Origin of the sequence: Amycolatopsis sp. NPDC058340, from assembly GCF_042723975.1 — a bacterium.
In the GTDB taxonomy this organism is placed as follows: Bacteria; Actinomycetota; Actinomycetes; order Mycobacteriales; family Pseudonocardiaceae; genus Amycolatopsis.
This window is the reverse complement of record NZ_JBHXIB010000001.1, coordinates 517,336-532,306: the sequence shown is the minus strand read 5'-3', so window position 1 is coordinate 532,306 and position 14,971 is coordinate 517,336. Positions and strand designations below refer to the sequence as shown.

14 protein-coding genes are annotated in these 14,971 nt (G+C 69.7%); 7 read left to right on the top strand and 7 right to left on the bottom strand.

Annotation, left to right across the window (positions count from 1 at the left end; genetic code table 11):
* The first annotated feature begins 46 nt into the window (after positions 1 to 46).
* The gene (locus ACFWIW_RS02565; RefSeq protein WP_378366762.1) at positions 47 to 484 is read left to right on the top strand and encodes a hypothetical protein; all 438 of its coding nucleotides are present in this window, start codon (positions 47 to 49) and stop codon (positions 482 to 484) included.
* A 68-nt stretch (positions 485 to 552) separates the two neighbouring features.
* On the opposite strand, the gene ACFWIW_RS02560 is transcribed toward ACFWIW_RS02565, so the two are convergent.
* From ACFWIW_RS02560 to pheA, 3 genes are all read right to left on the bottom strand, one after another.
* The gene (locus ACFWIW_RS02560; protein WP_378366761.1) at positions 553 to 1,203 is read right to left on the bottom strand and encodes a DUF4232 domain-containing protein; all 651 of its coding nucleotides are present in this window, start codon (positions 1,201 to 1,203) and stop codon (positions 553 to 555) included.
* Positions 1,204 to 1,443: 240 nt separating this feature from the next.
* Positions 1,444 to 2,064: a histidine phosphatase family protein gene (locus tag ACFWIW_RS02555; RefSeq protein WP_378366760.1), complete on the bottom strand. Its 621-nt coding sequence runs from the start codon at positions 2,062 to 2,064 to the stop codon at positions 1,444 to 1,446.
* Entirely contained in the window at positions 2,061 to 2,969 is a 909-nt protein-coding gene (gene pheA, locus ACFWIW_RS02550) for a prephenate dehydratase (protein ID WP_240596224.1), read from the bottom strand. Before pheA ends, ACFWIW_RS02555 begins: the two co-directional genes overlap by 4 nt.
* Positions 2,970 to 3,066: 97 nt before the next feature.
* Here pheA and ACFWIW_RS02545 point away from each other — a divergent pair, with 97 nt between their 5' ends.
* The 3 genes from ACFWIW_RS02545 to ACFWIW_RS02535 all read left to right on the top strand — a co-directional run bounded on the left by ACFWIW_RS02545 (position 3,067) and on the right by ACFWIW_RS02535 (position 5,408).
* Positions 3,067 to 3,708, top strand: coding sequence for a macro domain-containing protein (locus tag ACFWIW_RS02545; RefSeq protein ID WP_378366759.1), 642 nt, complete (start codon positions 3,067 to 3,069; stop codon positions 3,706 to 3,708).
* 157 nt (positions 3,709 to 3,865) lie between these two features.
* Complete coding sequence (coaA, locus tag ACFWIW_RS02540) at positions 3,866 to 4,798, top strand: type I pantothenate kinase (RefSeq protein WP_378366758.1); 933 nt, start codon at positions 3,866 to 3,868, stop codon at positions 4,796 to 4,798.
* A 439-nt stretch (positions 4,799 to 5,237) separates the two neighbouring features.
* The gene (locus ACFWIW_RS02535; RefSeq protein ID WP_240596227.1) at positions 5,238 to 5,408 is read left to right on the top strand and encodes a hypothetical protein; all 171 of its coding nucleotides are present in this window, start codon (positions 5,238 to 5,240) and stop codon (positions 5,406 to 5,408) included.
* Positions 5,409 to 5,419: 11 nt separating this feature from the next.
* Here ACFWIW_RS02535 and ACFWIW_RS02530 read toward each other — a convergent pair whose 3' ends face one another.
* The 3 genes from ACFWIW_RS02530 to ACFWIW_RS02520 all read right to left on the bottom strand — a co-directional run bounded on the left by ACFWIW_RS02530 (position 5,420) and on the right by ACFWIW_RS02520 (position 9,338).
* Positions 5,420 to 6,973 carry a DUF1841 family protein gene (locus tag ACFWIW_RS02530; protein WP_378366757.1) on the bottom strand — a complete coding sequence of 518 codons (1,554 nt, stop codon included), beginning with the start codon at positions 6,971 to 6,973 and terminating at the stop codon, positions 5,420 to 5,422.
* 143 nt (positions 6,974 to 7,116) lie between these two features.
* The gene (locus ACFWIW_RS02525; protein ID WP_378366756.1) at positions 7,117 to 8,448 is read right to left on the bottom strand and encodes a hypothetical protein; all 1,332 of its coding nucleotides are present in this window, start codon (positions 8,446 to 8,448) and stop codon (positions 7,117 to 7,119) included.
* Positions 8,445 to 9,338, bottom strand: a complete 894-nt coding sequence (locus ACFWIW_RS02520) for a nitrate- and nitrite sensing domain-containing protein (RefSeq protein ID WP_378366755.1) — start codon at positions 9,336 to 9,338, stop codon at positions 8,445 to 8,447. The genes ACFWIW_RS02525 and ACFWIW_RS02520 overlap by 4 nt, the downstream gene beginning before the upstream one ends.
* A gap of 151 nt (positions 9,339 to 9,489) precedes the next feature.
* Between ACFWIW_RS02520 and ACFWIW_RS02515 the strand changes: the two genes are divergently transcribed.
* Entirely contained in the window at positions 9,490 to 9,816 is a 327-nt protein-coding gene (locus tag ACFWIW_RS02515) for a nucleotide pyrophosphohydrolase (protein WP_378366754.1), read from the top strand.
* On the opposite strand, the gene ACFWIW_RS02510 is transcribed toward ACFWIW_RS02515, so the two are convergent.
* Entirely contained in the window at positions 9,806 to 11,341 is a 1,536-nt protein-coding gene (locus ACFWIW_RS02510) for an exonuclease domain-containing protein (RefSeq protein WP_378366753.1), read from the bottom strand. The genes ACFWIW_RS02515 and ACFWIW_RS02510 overlap by 11 nt on opposite strands.
* A 186-nt stretch (positions 11,342 to 11,527) precedes the next feature.
* On the opposite strand from ACFWIW_RS02510, the gene ACFWIW_RS02505 reads away from it, so the two are divergent.
* Together ACFWIW_RS02505 and ACFWIW_RS02500 are read left to right on the top strand one after the other, a co-directional pair.
* Positions 11,528 to 12,358, top strand: a complete 831-nt coding sequence (locus ACFWIW_RS02505; protein WP_378366752.1) for a thermonuclease family protein — start codon at positions 11,528 to 11,530, stop codon at positions 12,356 to 12,358.
* 85 nt (positions 12,359 to 12,443) lie between these two features.
* Positions 12,444 to 14,966 carry a M14 family zinc carboxypeptidase gene (locus ACFWIW_RS02500; protein WP_378366751.1) on the top strand — a complete coding sequence of 841 codons (2,523 nt, stop codon included), beginning with the start codon at positions 12,444 to 12,446 and terminating at the stop codon, positions 14,964 to 14,966.
* Positions 14,967 to 14,971: the final 5 nt, after the last annotated feature.

The window sequence follows — 14,971 nt, the reverse complement described above, 5'->3', positions numbered from 1 at the left end:
GTGCTGAAATAGCCCATCACCGCCACGGGTGACGGGGAGGTCCGCGATGCAGCAGACACTGGTGCCGGAGGCCGGCGTGGGGACGACAGAACCTTCCAGACGCCCGCAGGTGCTCACCGCGGTCGCCGGTTTCGTGATCGGCGGTGGCGTGATCGGCATGCTCTGGGCGCTCTCGGGCGTCAACGCGGGGGCGCTCGAAGACGCGCAGGCGGCGTGCTCGGCGCTGGCCAGGGTCGGCACGATCCCCGACACCACCGACTCCGCGCCCGGCGAGCGGACCGTGGCGGTCCTGGCGCCCGAGGTCCTGCACCGGATGACGGCCGCCCGCGAACTCTCCGCCGCGGCGGCCGCCGCCAACGACACCTACCGGCCGCTGGCCGACCACATCGACGGCGTCAGCCGGATGGTGTTCAGCCTGCACTTCAACCAGATCTCGGGGCAGCGGCACCTCGCGCAGGCCGAACAGCTCTGCACGCAGCTCTAGTCACCGAACGGCCTCGTGAGTGGCAAGGACGGTTAGAACCGTCCTTGCCACTCACGAGGGTTTCGGCTCTAGCCCTTGTGGACGGTCTTCACGGTCAGCTGGTTGCCGGGGATCTTCCCGGCGCACCCGAGCCCCTGCACCGGCACGAAGTTCGACGCCGTCTCCTGCGGCAGGTACACGCGCAGGCCCCTGGTCTCGGTGGGCTTGCAGACGGCCTCGTCGTAGTTGCGGACGTTCACGAAGCCGACGTCGGCGATCGCGCTCTCGCCGTTGTTCAGCTGGACCGGCTCGCCTTTGCTGCCGTCGCGGTACGCCGCCTCGCCGACCTGGTGACCGTCGGCGCCCGTCACGTAGGAGATGCCGGGGAAGCCCTGGATGGTGCACGAATGCCCGCTCGAGTTGGTGATGACGAGCTTCCGGTACACCGTGCCCGCCGCGGCGTCACTGTCCTTGATGGACAGTTTGACGTCGCCCGCCTTGCAGAGCCCGTCGTTCTTCGACGCCTGCGCGGGCGGCTGGACGGGCTGCGGAGCCGGCGTCGAAGCCGAAGAAGTCGCGCTGGGCGCCACGGAGGTGTCCGGAGCCGAACTCGACGCGGACGGGGACGTGTTCTGTGCGACGGGCGCGGTCCCCGAACCGCACGCACTGAACAGCAACAGCCCGGCGGTACCCGCGACGAGACCGCCGATGGAGATCAACTTCGAACGAACCATGGTCATTCGCCTCCCTGTGTCCGGGTGACCCACCGTCCAGTAGACGTGTCGTCCGCTGCCGGGGTTGCGCTCGACCGGTTAATTCCCCACAAGGTGTTAATCGATCTTGTGTGCTGTGTTCCCCGGCGGGAGCGGAGGCAAACGGGCTGAAAGGAGCCTTACCCACATGAGACGCGGTGAAGGACGCTTTCCCCGCATGTCATGCGGCGAAAGCGTCCTTCAGCCCCCAGTGGAGTCCAGCCCAGGTCAGGGTTCGACGGGGTGATCCGCCCAGGTGAGGCAGGTCCAGCCGTCGGGGGTCCCGACGAGTTCGACGACGCCGGTGTTGGGGATGAGGCCCTGGTTGGCGATCTCGGCGGTCACGTTGCCGGCGAGCCATTCGCCGCCAAGCCGGATCGCGCCACCGTGGCTCACCAGCACCACCGTGCCGTCGGGGTCGGCCTGCTCGTGCTTGGCGCGCAGCCGGGCGACCGCGTCGAGCAGCCGGGCGCGGACCTGCGCGCCGGTCTCGCCGCCGGGGATCGGCGGGTCGAGCTCGCCGAGCGTCCACCGGCGCACGACACTCATGTAGGTGGTGACCGAATCCTTGTCCGTCTTGCCTTCGAGATCGCCCGCGGCGACCTCGTGCACGCCGTCGAGGACCTGGACGTCGAAGCCGAGCTTGGCGGCCAGCGGCGCGGCGGTCTGCTGGGCGCGAACGGCCTGCGACGCGTAGACCGCGACGATCGGCTCGCCGTCCAGCCGCGTCGCGAGGTCCCGCGCCTGCTCCCGGCCCAGCTCGGTGAGCGGCGGCCCCGGCAGCGCGGTGTCGAGCGCGCCACGCACGTTGCCCTCGGTCTGGCCGTGGCGGACGAGGAGAAGTTTCACGCCTGTGCTCCCTTCCGAACCGACTGGACCCAGTCGATCGCGTCGGTGAAATCCTCGTTGGCGGCGCCCGGCTCGATCTCGGTCGTGCCGTTGTCCGCGCGGGGGTGGGAGCCGAGGAACCGCACGTTGCGGCACCGGCGGCGCAACGCGGCCAGCGCGTCGCCGATCCGGGGCTCGGCCACGTGTCCCTCGAAGTCGATGAAGAAGCGGTACTCGCCGAAGTTGTTCCTGGTCGGGCGGGCGTCCAGTTTGGTCAGGTTGATCCCGCGGACCGCCAGTTCGGTGAGCAGCTCCGCCAGGGCACCGGTCCGGTTCGTGGCGGCGGCGACGATCGACGTGCGGTCGGCCCCGGTCGGCTCCGGCAGCTCGCCGGGAGCACGCACCAGGATGAAGCGGGTCTTGGCGTCGCGGACGTCGGCGACCTCGGTCGCCCGCACCTCCAGCGGGTAGTGCTCGACCGCGACCGGCGCGGTGACGGCGGCGTCGAACTCGCCATCGGCCACCGCGACCGCGGCCGCCGCCGTGGACGACGTCGCGACCGGATGCGCCCCGGGCAGGTTCGCCTCGACCCAGTGCCGGACCTGGGCGAGCGCGTGCGGATGGCTCGCCACGGTGCGGATCTCGGTCGTCCCCGGGCGGGTCAGCACGCTGAAGTGGACGGGCAGCAGCACCTCCGCCACCGCGACCAGCGGCTCGGCCTCGCTCAGGCTGTCGAGGGTGGCGGTGACCGCGCCCTCCACCGAGTTCTCGATCGGGACACAGGCCGCCCCGGCCGCGCCCGAGCGCACCGCGGCAAGTGCCGCCGGGATGGTCTCCGCGGGGATCAGCTCCTCACCGGAGGCGAGCCGGCGCGCGGCCTGTTCGGTGAAGGTTCCCTGTGGGCCGAAGTAAGCGATCCGTGACACCCCGCCAGATTACGCACGGCGCGGGTGGCGACTTTCACTCGGACAGCCGGTACGCGCACCGGTTACGCCGGGTGGCTTTTTTTGCCATGCTTAGGGCGTGACCGCCGAACCGGGCACGCACACCGGCCACGAGGATGTCGGCTCCTCTTTCGCTCCCGTGCCGGACCATCCCACTCCGGAGCTGGTGCTGTGCGCCGTCGATGACCTGCTCGCCCAAGCCTGGACGACCGTCGCGGACACCGTCGACGGCCGGGTCTTCGTGCACCGCGGATCCGTGCTCGACGTCGTCGCGCAGGCCGTCGTCAGCCCCGCGAACTCCTACGGCTGGATGCGAGGCGGTATCGACGCCGTCTACGCCCGCGCGTACCCCGGCGTCGAGCAGAACGTCCGCAGCGCGGTCCTCGCCTACCACGGCGGCGAGCTTCCGATCGGCGAAGCGGTGATCGTGCCGACAGGCGAGGCAGAGCCCGCCTGGCTGATCAGCGCGCCGACGATGCGGGAACCCGGCGAACGCCTCCCGCGCGACACCGTGCACCCGTACCTTGCCGCCCGCGCGGTGTTCCGGCAGTGGCGCGACGGCAGTGTCGACCAGGGACGGGTCCGTGATCTCGTGCACACGATCGCGATGCCGGGGCTCGGTACCGGCGTCGGCGGGGTCGCGCCCGCGTCCTGTGCCCGCCAGGTCGCCGCGGCCTGGGACGAGGTCTTCACGCCCGGTCGTCCCCGTAACGGACGGTAGCGCCTCGAAGCGGGCTACATCACATCGCAGCGCGTTCACGAGCCGTAAGCCCTACCGTTAAAGCGGCTTCATCCGGTTCGAGGCACGTTCACCCGCCGAGAACTCGTCAACACGGTTTTGTACGGCGCCAGCGCAGGCGACGGGCGAGGAGTGTGCGATGCCGCGGGTCCGTGAGCTCAGTCCCTACGTCGAGCTGCACCGTGAGCAGTGGCGAGAGCTGCGCAGGTCGACTCCCCTGCCGCTGACCGCCGCGGAACTGCTGCGGCTGCGCGGTCTCGGTGAACAGGTCGACCTCGCCGAGGTCGCCGAGGTCTACCTCCCGCTCTCGCGGCTGATCAATCTCCAGGTCGCCGCCCGGCAACGACTGTACGAAGCCACCACCACGTTCCTCGGCGAAGACAGCCGGGGCACCAAGGTGCCGTACATCATCGGGATCGCCGGGAGCGTCGCCGTCGGCAAGTCGACCACCGCGCGCATCCTGCGCACGCTGCTCGCCCGCTGGCCGGATCACCCGAGGGTGGACCTGGTCACGACCGACGGGTTCCTCTACCCGCGTGCGGAGCTGGTCCGGCGCGGGATCATGCACCGCAAGGGTTTCCCGGAAAGCTACGACCGGCGGGCGCTGCTGCGGTTCGTCACCGAGGTGAAGTCCGGGGCCGAGCGGGTCAGCGCGCCGGTGTACTCGCACCTCGCCTACGACATCCTTCCCGACGAGGAACAGGTCGTTCAGCGGCCCGACATCCTGATCCTCGAAGGGCTGAACGTCCTCCAGCCCGGACCGCGGCTCACCGTCTCCGATCTGTTCGACTTCTCGATCTACGTGGACGCGCCGACGAGCGACATCGAACGCTGGTACATCGAGCGCTTCCTCAAGCTGCGGCACACCGCTTTCGCGGACCCCGCGTCGCACTTCCACCACTTCGCCGGCCTCCCGGACGACGAGGCCCGTGCCGAGGCGCGTCACCTGTGGCGCACGATCAACGAGCCGAACCTGATGGAGAACATCAAGCCCACGCGGCCGCGGGCGACCCTCGTGCTCCGTAAGGACGCCGACCACACGATCAACCGGGTCCGGCTGCGCAAGCTCTGAGGGCGTTCCGGTTCTGCCGGCGCCGGGCCCGCGTCGGCCGTCGCGCATGCTGCGAAAGCCACTTTCGCAACGTTGAAGGTTGCGAAAGTGGCTTTCGCGTCACCGCGCCGAACGGCCACCCGGCCGCGACACTCGGTGACCGGGCACCCGCGAATCCTCTACGCACAGCGAGCGTTCACGGCGCTGCCCAAGATCGCTCGATCACGCGGGCGAATTCCGGCCGTTCCCTCACAAGCAGCAGCGTTCGCACCACCGGCGAGCCGGTGGTGCCCGCCCGTCGCGCACCGCTGTCGCCGGGCGGCTTTCCTCGGCCGATCGGCCGATCCACGCTCAGTACGTGTAACCGGTTGGCCGATACCGGCTACAGCCCCCCACAGCGACCCTTGTGTCAGGGGAACAAAAGGTCTCGAAAAGACCTTGAGCAGGGAGGAGGCTCACGATGTTCTCGATCATCCTGACCTGGGTCGGCTCGATTCTCGGACTCGCACTCCTGGTGGCCATGGCCGCCGGCGCCTTCGTCGTCGACTTCGACGACGCCCGCGGTGACCGCCGCCGGAAGAAGCCGCAAGTCACCGAGACCAAGGGCACCCCGGCGGCCCCGCTGGGCTGAACCTCCCGCGCTCAGAGCTCCCCGAGCGCCTTCCGGTAGTCGTCGACGTCGTAGTCCATTTCGTGTTCGCCCGCTTCGGCGAGCTGGGCGGACAGCGTGTCGATGAGGCGATCGAAGATCTCCTCGCGTTCCTGCCCGGTCTCGCTCAGCCGCCGCACGGCCTGCCACACCTCGGCGGGCTCGTCGTCCCAGAGCTGGTCGACGATCGTGGTCTTGAGCGCGAGCCGCATCCTCGGCTCGCCGTCGAAGGTCTCCTCGGCCAGCGCCTCGTGGTACTCGGGGTGCTCGCCGATGACCAGCAGGCGGCGCTGTTCGGGGTCGGCCGGCTCGAGTTCCAGCTCCTCGTCGCCGATCTCGGCGTAGACCGTCGGGACGGCGAACATCCGGCGCGCGAGGGCTTCCGCGAGTTCCGCGGGGTCTTCGATCCCTTCCGAGCCGTCGAAGTACACGTCCAGCGCGGAGTCCTCGTCCTGCGCGAACTCCTCCAGGAACTCCGTCGCGCTCTCCAGCAGCGCCACCCGCGCGGCCTCGGGGAGCCCGGCGCGGTCGGCGGCCCAGGTGACCCAGCCGAGCAGAGCGGGCTCCAGGGCGTCTTCGTAGGCCTCGTCGATCTCGAACTCGCCGTCCAGCAGCGATTCGAGGAACCGGGCGAGCTTCTCGGGCCCGACCCGCAGCGGGCTGCCCGGCTCGGTCTCACAGCCGTAGTCGACGAGAAGACGCGCGTAGAACCGCGTCGCGTCCGTGTCCTCCACGAGTCCGGAGCCGATGAAGTCGGCGACGACCTCTTCGCGGACCTGCTCGGGCCATTCGGAGATCTCGGGCGACGGTTCGGGCGTGGGAAGCGTCCGGATCCAGGCCAGCGCGAGCGCGTGGAACCGCGCGTAGTCCTCGCTGACGTCGGGTTCCTCGACGACGTCCGTCGCGGCGAGGCCGTCCGCGAGCAGCTGGTGGGCGCGCTCGGGCAGGACCCGCTCCAGCGTGACCAGCTCCGGGTCGTCGGCGGCCTGCTGGCGCATCTCGGCCAGCACGTCCTGCGGTTTGTCGACCACGACGACGTCGCGGATCCGGCCGCCCTCGGTGAAGTCGACCAGCGCGAGCAGGCCGTGCTCGACATCGCCGCGGGAGAACACGCAGAGCAGGGAGGACTCGTCACCGAACACGTCACCGGTCCGCCAGCAGTCCCCCACGGTCACCGCGGCGAGGTCGCCCACCCACTCCGGCTCCGGGATCCCGCGGCCCAGCACGGTGTTCAGCGCCGCGGCGGCCGCCTCACGCTCCTCCTCGGTCTCGGCGAAGACCCGCAATCCGGCGAGCAGCGCCGCCGCGGCGGGAGTGATCTTCCGCTCGGCGAACGCGATGAGCTCCAGGCCCAGCGGCGTTTCGTCCTCCTCGACCTCGATCTCCCACCACTGGCCGAGCACCTCGGAGGTCAGCAGCTCGACGTCGAGCACCTCGGGTTCGGCGCCAAGGGTCGAGAAGTCCCGGAGGACGTCCTTGAAGAGGCCCGTCACACTCGGGGTGGAGGGCTGGGCTGCCTTCTTGCGGGCACGGCTCACCGGACTCATGGCGACATGTTTTCACGCGGACCCGATCGGGCTCGTCGCGGTGGTCCCGGGCGCGGAACACGGGTCCCGTCCGCGGGGAGGACGCGGGCGGACACCGGTTCGGAACCACCGCGACTTCGCCTTCTTCGCCGGGTTTCCTCGGTTCACTCCGAATAACGACCGGTGGCGGGCGCGGTTACGGTTTTGGGAATGGCGATTCTCGCCGCCTTGACCTCGGCGATCAGCCTTGTCTTGCGTTTGTGTATTTCCACCAATGTGCCGAGGTACGAGCTGAATTCTTCAGCCATACCGGCCTTTTTGTGCACCGTGCGCAGTTTGCGCAGTTGCCGGGCGGCCTCGCGGTATGAGTTCGGATCCTTCCGCGTGATCAATTCTTCGACATGCTCCCGATATACGGGAATGGTTTCGGCCGGATGGGCGACGGATCGCGCGTCCGCGAGTCCGACACGCACCGGCAAAGAGGCCTCGAATCGCACCGCCGCCCGCCATGCCTCGTCCGCGCGATCCTCGCCGAGCAACGCGCGGACGAGTTCGTCGGCGGCCTCCGTGCTCCCGGCGGCGAGTTCGCGCAACCGGGCCAGCGCGGTCTTCCGCTGCGCGACCCAGCAGCCCGCTTCCAGCGACTCCTCGCGCAGGGCGAGATACGTCGCCGCCGCCGGATTTTCATCGAAGTCCTTACGCGACACGGGATCTTTTTCCGGCGGCGGCGTTTCTTCCTTCTTGTCGTGCGTGAGGGCCCGCGCCGCGTGCGCGATGGCCTCGCTGTGCCGTCCCGCCGCGCGCAGGACGCGCACGATCTTGAGACTGACGTCCACCCGCGGCGGTTTGGCGGCGAGGATCGCGACGAGCGCGTCGACGTCGCCGGACACCTCCGCCAGCTCCTCGCGCAGCCGCTCGGCCGTCTCGCGTTTCGCGCCGGACGGCTGCTCCGCCAGCACCTTGTCCACAGTGGACTGTATTCGCGCGATTCCCGTTTCGCCCAAGGCGGAAGCGAAATCGGCCAGCTCGATGGCGGGCCAGCCAGGCCCGTCGAACTCGACTTCGAGGATCCAGGCGGCCAGGCTTTCGGGATCCGGCGGATGGGCCACGCAAGCCCGCGCATACAGCTCCACGGCCCGGTCCAGCCGGTCCGCGACCTCGCCCGAGGTGTCGTCGATCTGCTCCAGCATCTCGCTGATGTCGTCCACGGTCCGGCGGGCGAGCGGCGCGAGATCGGCCCGGCTGCCGGCGTCGAGAAGCCGCTGAAGCGTGTCGAGGACCGAACCGACCTTCGCGGCGTACTCGACGTTGCCAGCCAGCACGGCGGTGTCGAGGAGGCGGTGCGCCTCGGCGACGTCACTCCCCTGGGCGGCGAAACGGCTCTCCAGAGCCTGTCGTAACACAGGGTCACGCTCGGCCTGGGCGTGCAGCAGGTCCGCCAGCGTTTCCGCGTCCAAAGTACGCAGGTAGGGGCGCAGATCCGTCGGGGAACTCACCCGGACAAGTCTGCCCGACCGCTTCGCCGACTCGTGTGGGCCAACAGCGTGCTCTTTTCGGCGTAATCGCTCACCAGGTGTGACCAGGTCAGCGGCGCCGCGTCGAGCCGCGAAGGGCAGCGAATGATCGGGATCGGGAGCCGCCTGGCGAGCTGCATGACGATCGCCATCACCACCACCGCGAGCAGCGAAATCGCCGCGGCGGCGGCGAGGGCTCCGCTCAGCACGCGGCGTCCGCCGTCGATCGCGAGCTGCGCCGAGTACTCGATCTGGCGCGCGGCGAGATCGCCGAGGGTCCGGCCGACGACGCCGGCCGCCACACGCCAGGCGTCCTGGCCGACGGGCGGCGGCGTGGCCGCGCTCAACGCCGTTTCGACCGCGCCGAACCGGCTCCAGTCCACACTCCCGACGAGATCACGATAGGTCTGGCGGCTACTTTCCGTCAGCTTCCCGGCGACGGCGTCGAGCCTGGACCGGTACGCGCCGACGGCCGCGGCGTAGTCACGCCGCCCCTCGTCGTCGATCCCGGCGACCGCGAGGGAATCGCTGCGGTCCATGCCTTCGACGGCGGTCAGGAGCTCGACGGCGATCGTCTGCTGATAGCCGACCTCGGCGTCCGGCGCGGCCCGCGCGACCTCGCGCAACGAGGAAAGCGAAGTGTCGATGCGGTCGGCGTACGCGGTGTACGTGGCGGAACGGCTGCCCGGCGCCCGCAGCGCGACCGCCCGCTCCCGCTGCAACGACGCGATCCCCCGGCTCGCCTCGGCCAGGATCATCGCCCCGCTCTCGGCGTCGTCGCGGTCCTGGATGGCCTGCTGGACGAGGAATCCGCCGATGAACAACGCGACGAGCACCAAGGCCGCGCTCGGCACGAACGCGATGGAGAGCATGCGAGAGCGAAGGCTTCGCTGGTACGTCAAGGCTTTCCTTCCGGATCGATTCCCCGACGGCCAGCGACGTTATGCAATTTGCAAATTGCACGTCAACGCTCGTCCGCCATACGGCCGTTAGCGCACCGTGACGATCTGGTAGGCACGGCACGTGACTCTCGACGACCTCAACCAGCGCCTCCGCGACTTTGCCGCGGCACGGGCCTGGGAACCGTTCCACACCCCGAAGAACCTGGTCATGGCGCTGTCCGGCGAAGTCGGCGAGCTGACCTCGCTGTTCCAGTGGCTCACCCCGGAGGAATCGGCGAAGTGGCGCTCAGACCCCGAGTTGGCGCACAACGTCGTCGACGAGATCGCCGACGTCACGCTGTATCTCCTCCAGCTGGCGAACAGCCTCGGGGTGGACCTGATCGAGGCGGCCAACGCCAAGATCGATCGGAACGAGCACCGGTTCCCGGCGCCCGGCGTCAAGCCCTGACGGCGATCTGCCAGCCGCCGAGCAGGCCGCCCACACCCAGCACGCCCACGAAAATGCCGGCGGCGAGCCCCGCGCCGCCGAACAACGCGACCACCGTGATGAACATGAGCAGCATCCCGAATCCCATGAGGGCCCGGCCGCACCACAGCATCACCGACGGCGTGGACGGCACTGGCGGTCGGTACCCGTGCGGAACAGGTGGCTGCGGATAAGGCACGAAGGCGGCGGTCCGCTGTTCAGCGGCGTAGACCGGCCGGTGCACCGGAGCCGCGGGAGCCGGGATCGGGGCGGGCGCGGGCGCCGGCCGCTGGGCGAGACCCAGCACTTCGCGCGCCTCGGCTACTCCGAGCACCCTCGCACCGAGTTCGCCCGCCCTGGCGATCCGTGGCTCGGCGGCGGGCACCCCGGAGCCCACGGCCAGATGGGTCACCGACGCGGTGAGCTTCTTCGCGAGCTGAAGGCCCGCGTCGAGCACGGCGGCACGCAGATCGTCCTCCGCCAGCCCGTCACCGAGAACGAGGACGCGGCGACGGGTGCCGGACGAGGTCCCCGTGGCCCGGAGTCCGTGCAGCGTTTCGGGCACCCGCAAAGCCGCCGCGACGGCTCGCAGATCCCGTTCTTCCTCGGCCGTGATGACGCCGTCGCTTTCGGCGAGCTCACGCATCGCCTTGACGAAGCCGGTGTGCACGTGGTGCAGGTCGGCGTCCGTCATCCCCGCCGCCGAGGCCGCCGCGCCGAGGGCCCTCGCCTCGGCGTCCGAAATATGCCGGTCCGCCAAGGCGTTCCCGAGCAATTCGACGTAGGCGTCCTGCACCGGGCCAGTGGCTCCGAACGCGGCCTCGGGTACCCGGTCGACGAAGTCCGCCATCCAGGTGCCACCGCTCGGCACCATCACCCGACGAGGCGACAGGCGTGCGGCGGGCGCGAACCGCGGCAGTTCCGGGAACACCGGCCGGTCCGCGAACCTGAGACCGTGCGTGTTCACCAGGGTGGTCACGATCCTGGCGCACACGTAGGCGTCGGCGAGCGCCGTGTGCGCCGCGAACTCGCCGACACCGATCGCCTCGGCCACCGTGGCCAGGCGATAGTTCGGCAACCGCAGCGCGCGTCGCGCCGCGGCCAGCGTGCACACGCCCGGCATCGCCGGGATCCGCGCGCCCAGCCTGCCGGACTCACCGTCGAGGAATCGCGCCTCGAAGGGCAGGTTGTGTCCGACCAGGACACTGCCCTGGCAGACATCGAGGAAGTCGCCCAGCACCTCGCCGAGGTAGGGAGCGCCGTCGAGCTCACGGCGGGTGATCCGGTGCACGTGGGCGGGGCCGGGATCCACGCCGGGGCCCGGATTGACCAGCGTCGAAAACTCGCGCAGGACCGTGCCGTCCGCCCGGACGCGGACGGCCGCGACCTCGACCACGTGCCCTGGGTGCAGGCCGGTGGTCTCGAAATCGATGGCGGTGAATTCGGTCGTCCCCACGGCGAACCGGCCGTCTGGAGTCAACGCGAGATTTTCGACTGTCCCCGCCATTTCGTTTCCTTTTCTCGAAGCGTCTACGGGTGGATCGTGACGTCGCCGCCCGCGTAACGCCCGGATGCCGACGGTGACCTTTTCGTGGCCGCTTCGTGACGGAAAAACCCGGCTTGTAACGACATTCGCCGAATGAACGACAAAAACCGGCGAAGCTCACCCGTAGCGAGAATTCCGAGGACACCCATGCACACCGGTCCCTCCCGCGACAAGCGGATGCCCCGCTGGATGATGATCGTCCTCGCCGCCTTTTCGGTGCTTTTCGTTCTCGGCGCAGTCTTCGGGAAAACCCCTCAGCCACAACAGGAGCAGCCTGTCGCGGCCAGGAGTTCCAGCCCGTCGACGTCGACCGCGCCGACGTCCTCGCCAGCCGCTCCGAGCGCGGACCGGGTCACCGAGGTCGTGGACGCCGGCACGATCAAAGTGACCGGTCCCGGCGGCGAAAAAGTCGTCCGGATCCTCGGTTTGACCACCCCGCCGAACACCAACGGATGCTTTGCCACGGAAACCGTGTCGTGGGCAAAGAACACACTGGACGGCCAAGAGGTCGTCATTCGATCCGTTTCCGATGAAGCCGGTGTCGCATTGGCATCGGTGGGCCTGGTGAACGGTGGCGACTACGCCACCGCCGCACTCAAAGCGGGATACGCGAAATTCGCGAGCAGGGCGGTCGAGAAGTCCGTCGGTACCGCGCTGCAGGCCGCCGAAGACACCGCGCGGGCGGCGGGGAACGGGCTCTGGGGGCCGCCCTGCTTCGGCAAGATCGACACTCCGCCGACCTCCGTCGCGCCACCTCAGCAGCCGGTCGCGCCGCCGGTCACCCGGGCCGAGCCCACCACGAAGAAGTCCACCCCTCCGCCCGCGGCCGCCGAGCCGGATCCGCCCAAGACGGTCTCCTATGCGAACTGCGACGCCGTGCGGGCGGCCGGGGCGGCGCCGTTGTACGCGGGCCAGCCCGGCTACAACCGCAAACTCGACCGGGACGGCGACGGCGTTGCCTGCGAGCCGAAGAGGTAGTTCCGGCGCCTGATTAGCCGCCTTTCGGGTCTTGTGGGGCGTTCGTTCGGCGGAAACACTGTGCCGACGTCCCTGGAGGTGGCCCTTGTCGCGTTCGGCTCGCACCGTGTTCCTGGCCCTGATGCTGTCACTGAGCGCGGTCGCCGCGCCGTCGTACGCGGCGCCACCGCCGTCGTCGCCGCATCGCGATCCCGGCAACGGTCCGGAGCGCAACGAGGTTGCCGCGACCGACCCGCCGATGAGCGTCGCGCGGGCCGCGGCGGGCGAGAACGTCGCGGGTGACCATTCGGGCTATCCGCGCAAGACGAAGCTGCGGGTGTATCCGGAGAACACGGCCGACAAGTCGATCAAACTCGGGCTCGCGCCGTACCACTCGATCGCGCCGAAGCTGAACGCGTTGCAGGCGCGCAGTGACCGGATCTCGGTCGAGATCGCCGGCCAGTCCGGGCTCGGCCGCGACCTCTACCTGGTGACGCTGACCGCGCCGGAGAGCCGGTCCGAGACGAGGCGGCAGGACGCCTGGCGGTCGCTGATCGAGAACGACCCGGCGCGGGCCGCGCGCGACCCGTTCCTGCGTTACGGCTACAAGGCGCCGGTGTGGATCAACAACAACATCCACGGCAACGAATGGGAAGGCACCGACGGCGCGCTCCGCGTCATCGAGAAGCTGGCGACGTCGAACGATCCCAAAACCGTCGAGCTGCTGAAACGGAACCGCTTCTACTTCAACGTCACGGCCAATCCGGACGGTCGCGTCGCCGGCACGCGGCAGACGTCGCAGGGCTTCGACCCCAACCGCGACTTCGTCACCGCGTCGCAGCCGGAGGTGAAGGCCATGCGCGGGATCGCGATCGGCAAGCAGCCGCTGATGATGCTGGACGAACACGGCTACGTCGAAAACACGCTCATCGAGCCGACCACGCCGCCGCACGGCCAGAACTACGACTTCGACCTCTACATCAAGCACGGCTACGCCAACGGGCTCGGCATGGAGCAGGCGGTCAAGGCACTCGGGCGCCCCGAGACGGCGAAACCGGAAATCCCGTTCCGCGACTACGAACCCGGCAGCTGGGACGGCTGGGCGCCGATCTACACCGCCCAGTACGCGATGTACCACGGCGCGGTGTCCTTCACGATCGAGATCCCGATGCGGGTGAACAACGCGGACTACGAGAACCAGCCGGTGGCGGAGCTCCAGCGGCGCGCGGTGATCAACACCGAGGTCGTCGAGGCCACCATCGGCAGCACGCTGACCTACGTCGACCGCAACCGCGGCGAGCTCATCGCGAACCAGATCGAGATGTTCCGCCGAGGCACGGCCGGTGAGGCGCAGCGCGAGATCCCCGACGGGTTCGTGCCCGGCTTCGGACCGGAAGACCGCTACCGCACGGAATTCCCGCGTGCGTACGTCATCCCCACCGGGGCGGACCAGCGGTCGGCCGTCGCCGCTTCCCGGCTGGTCGATCACCTGGTGGCCAACGACGTCCGCGTCCGGCAGGCCGATCGCCCGTTCTCGCTGGCCGGGCGCCGCTATCCGGCCGGTTCGTACCTGGTCGACATGCACCAGCCGAAACGCGGCCTGGCGAACGTGATGCTGGAGCAGGGCAGCGACATCTCGGCGAAGGTGCCGGTCATGTACGACATCTCCGGCTGGAGCCACCGCCTGCTGTGGGGCGCGTCGGTCGACATCGTGACACAGGGAAGGCTCGACGTCCGTGCGCACGACGTCGTCGCGGCGTCGCCCACCGGTGGCGTCGATGCCGCTCCCGGTCGTGACCTCGCCCTGAAGCTGGTCGACGCCAAGGACGTCAGCGCCGTCAACGACCTCCTGAACCGAGGCCTCGCCCTCGGCCGCACGGACGACGGCACGATCGTCGTCCCGGCGTCGGCCCGCCCGGCCGCCGCCGAAGTGGCGGACCGGTACGGCGTCCGGTTCACCGAGGCAAGCGGGACGGCGACCCCGTTGAGCCGCAAGACGATCGCGGCCGCCGTCGGCGCGGACGAGCTGAAAGCGCTGCGCGACATGGGCTTCGACGTGCGACCGGTGTCGGCGGCGGCGCTCAACGCGGGCTTCGACTGGTCCCGGGTGGACCTGCTGTTCGTCTCTTCCGGACTGCGGTACACCGACCTCAACCCGGCCGCGAAGGACGCTTTGCGCGCCTTCCTCGCCCGCGGCGGCGTGGTCACCCGCGGTGCCACGGGCGCGCGGTTCAACACCGACGCGGGACTTCTCGAAGCACGTCCGGTCGCGGGTTGGGAGGACGGGAACGGCGTCGTTTCTGTCGTCAACGGAGCCGGTCCGGTGGGTGCCGGCGCACTGCCCGACTCGTTCGTCTACGGGCCGTTCTGGTTCACCGATCTCGGCTCCTCGGTCAGTGTCGAGCAGCGCTACGCGAGCGGGAATCCCCTGGTCGCGGGGCATTGGCGGACCAGGGACGACGGTACGGGCGGGCCGCTGCAGGCGGCGGGCCAGGCCGCCGTCGTGTCCGGGACCACGGGACTCGGCGGGCGGGCGGTGCTGTTCGGCACCGAACCGCTGTTCCGCGATCACCCGAAGGGCTTGTACTCGCAGGTGGCCAAGGCGATTTACTGGGCGGCCGCGAAGTAACGTGG

What these genes read in the sequence shown, in the direction of transcription:
- ACFWIW_RS02530 (WP_378366757.1), bottom strand. Translation starts at nt 6,973, where the DNA reads ATGAGTCCGGTGAGCCGTGCCCGCAAGAAGGCAGCCCAGCCCTCCACC.
- ACFWIW_RS02565 (WP_378366762.1), top strand. Translation starts at nt 47, where the DNA reads ATGCAGCAGACACTGGTGCCGGAGGCCGGCGTGGGGACGACAGAACCT.
- ACFWIW_RS02535 (WP_240596227.1), top strand. Translation starts at nt 5,238, where the DNA reads ATGTTCTCGATCATCCTGACCTGGGTCGGCTCGATTCTCGGACTCGCA.
- ACFWIW_RS02510 (WP_378366753.1), bottom strand. Translation starts at nt 11,341, where the DNA reads ATGGCGGGGACAGTCGAAAATCTCGCGTTGACTCCAGACGGCCGGTTC.
- coaA (WP_378366758.1), top strand. Translation starts at nt 3,866, where the DNA reads ATGCCGCGGGTCCGTGAGCTCAGTCCCTACGTCGAGCTGCACCGTGAG.
- ACFWIW_RS02505 (WP_378366752.1), top strand. Translation starts at nt 11,528, where the DNA reads ATGCACACCGGTCCCTCCCGCGACAAGCGGATGCCCCGCTGGATGATG.
- ACFWIW_RS02560 (WP_378366761.1), bottom strand. Translation starts at nt 1,203, where the DNA reads ATGACCATGGTTCGTTCGAAGTTGATCTCCATCGGCGGTCTCGTCGCG.
- ACFWIW_RS02520 (WP_378366755.1), bottom strand. Translation starts at nt 9,338, where the DNA reads ATGCTCTCCATCGCGTTCGTGCCGAGCGCGGCCTTGGTGCTCGTCGCG.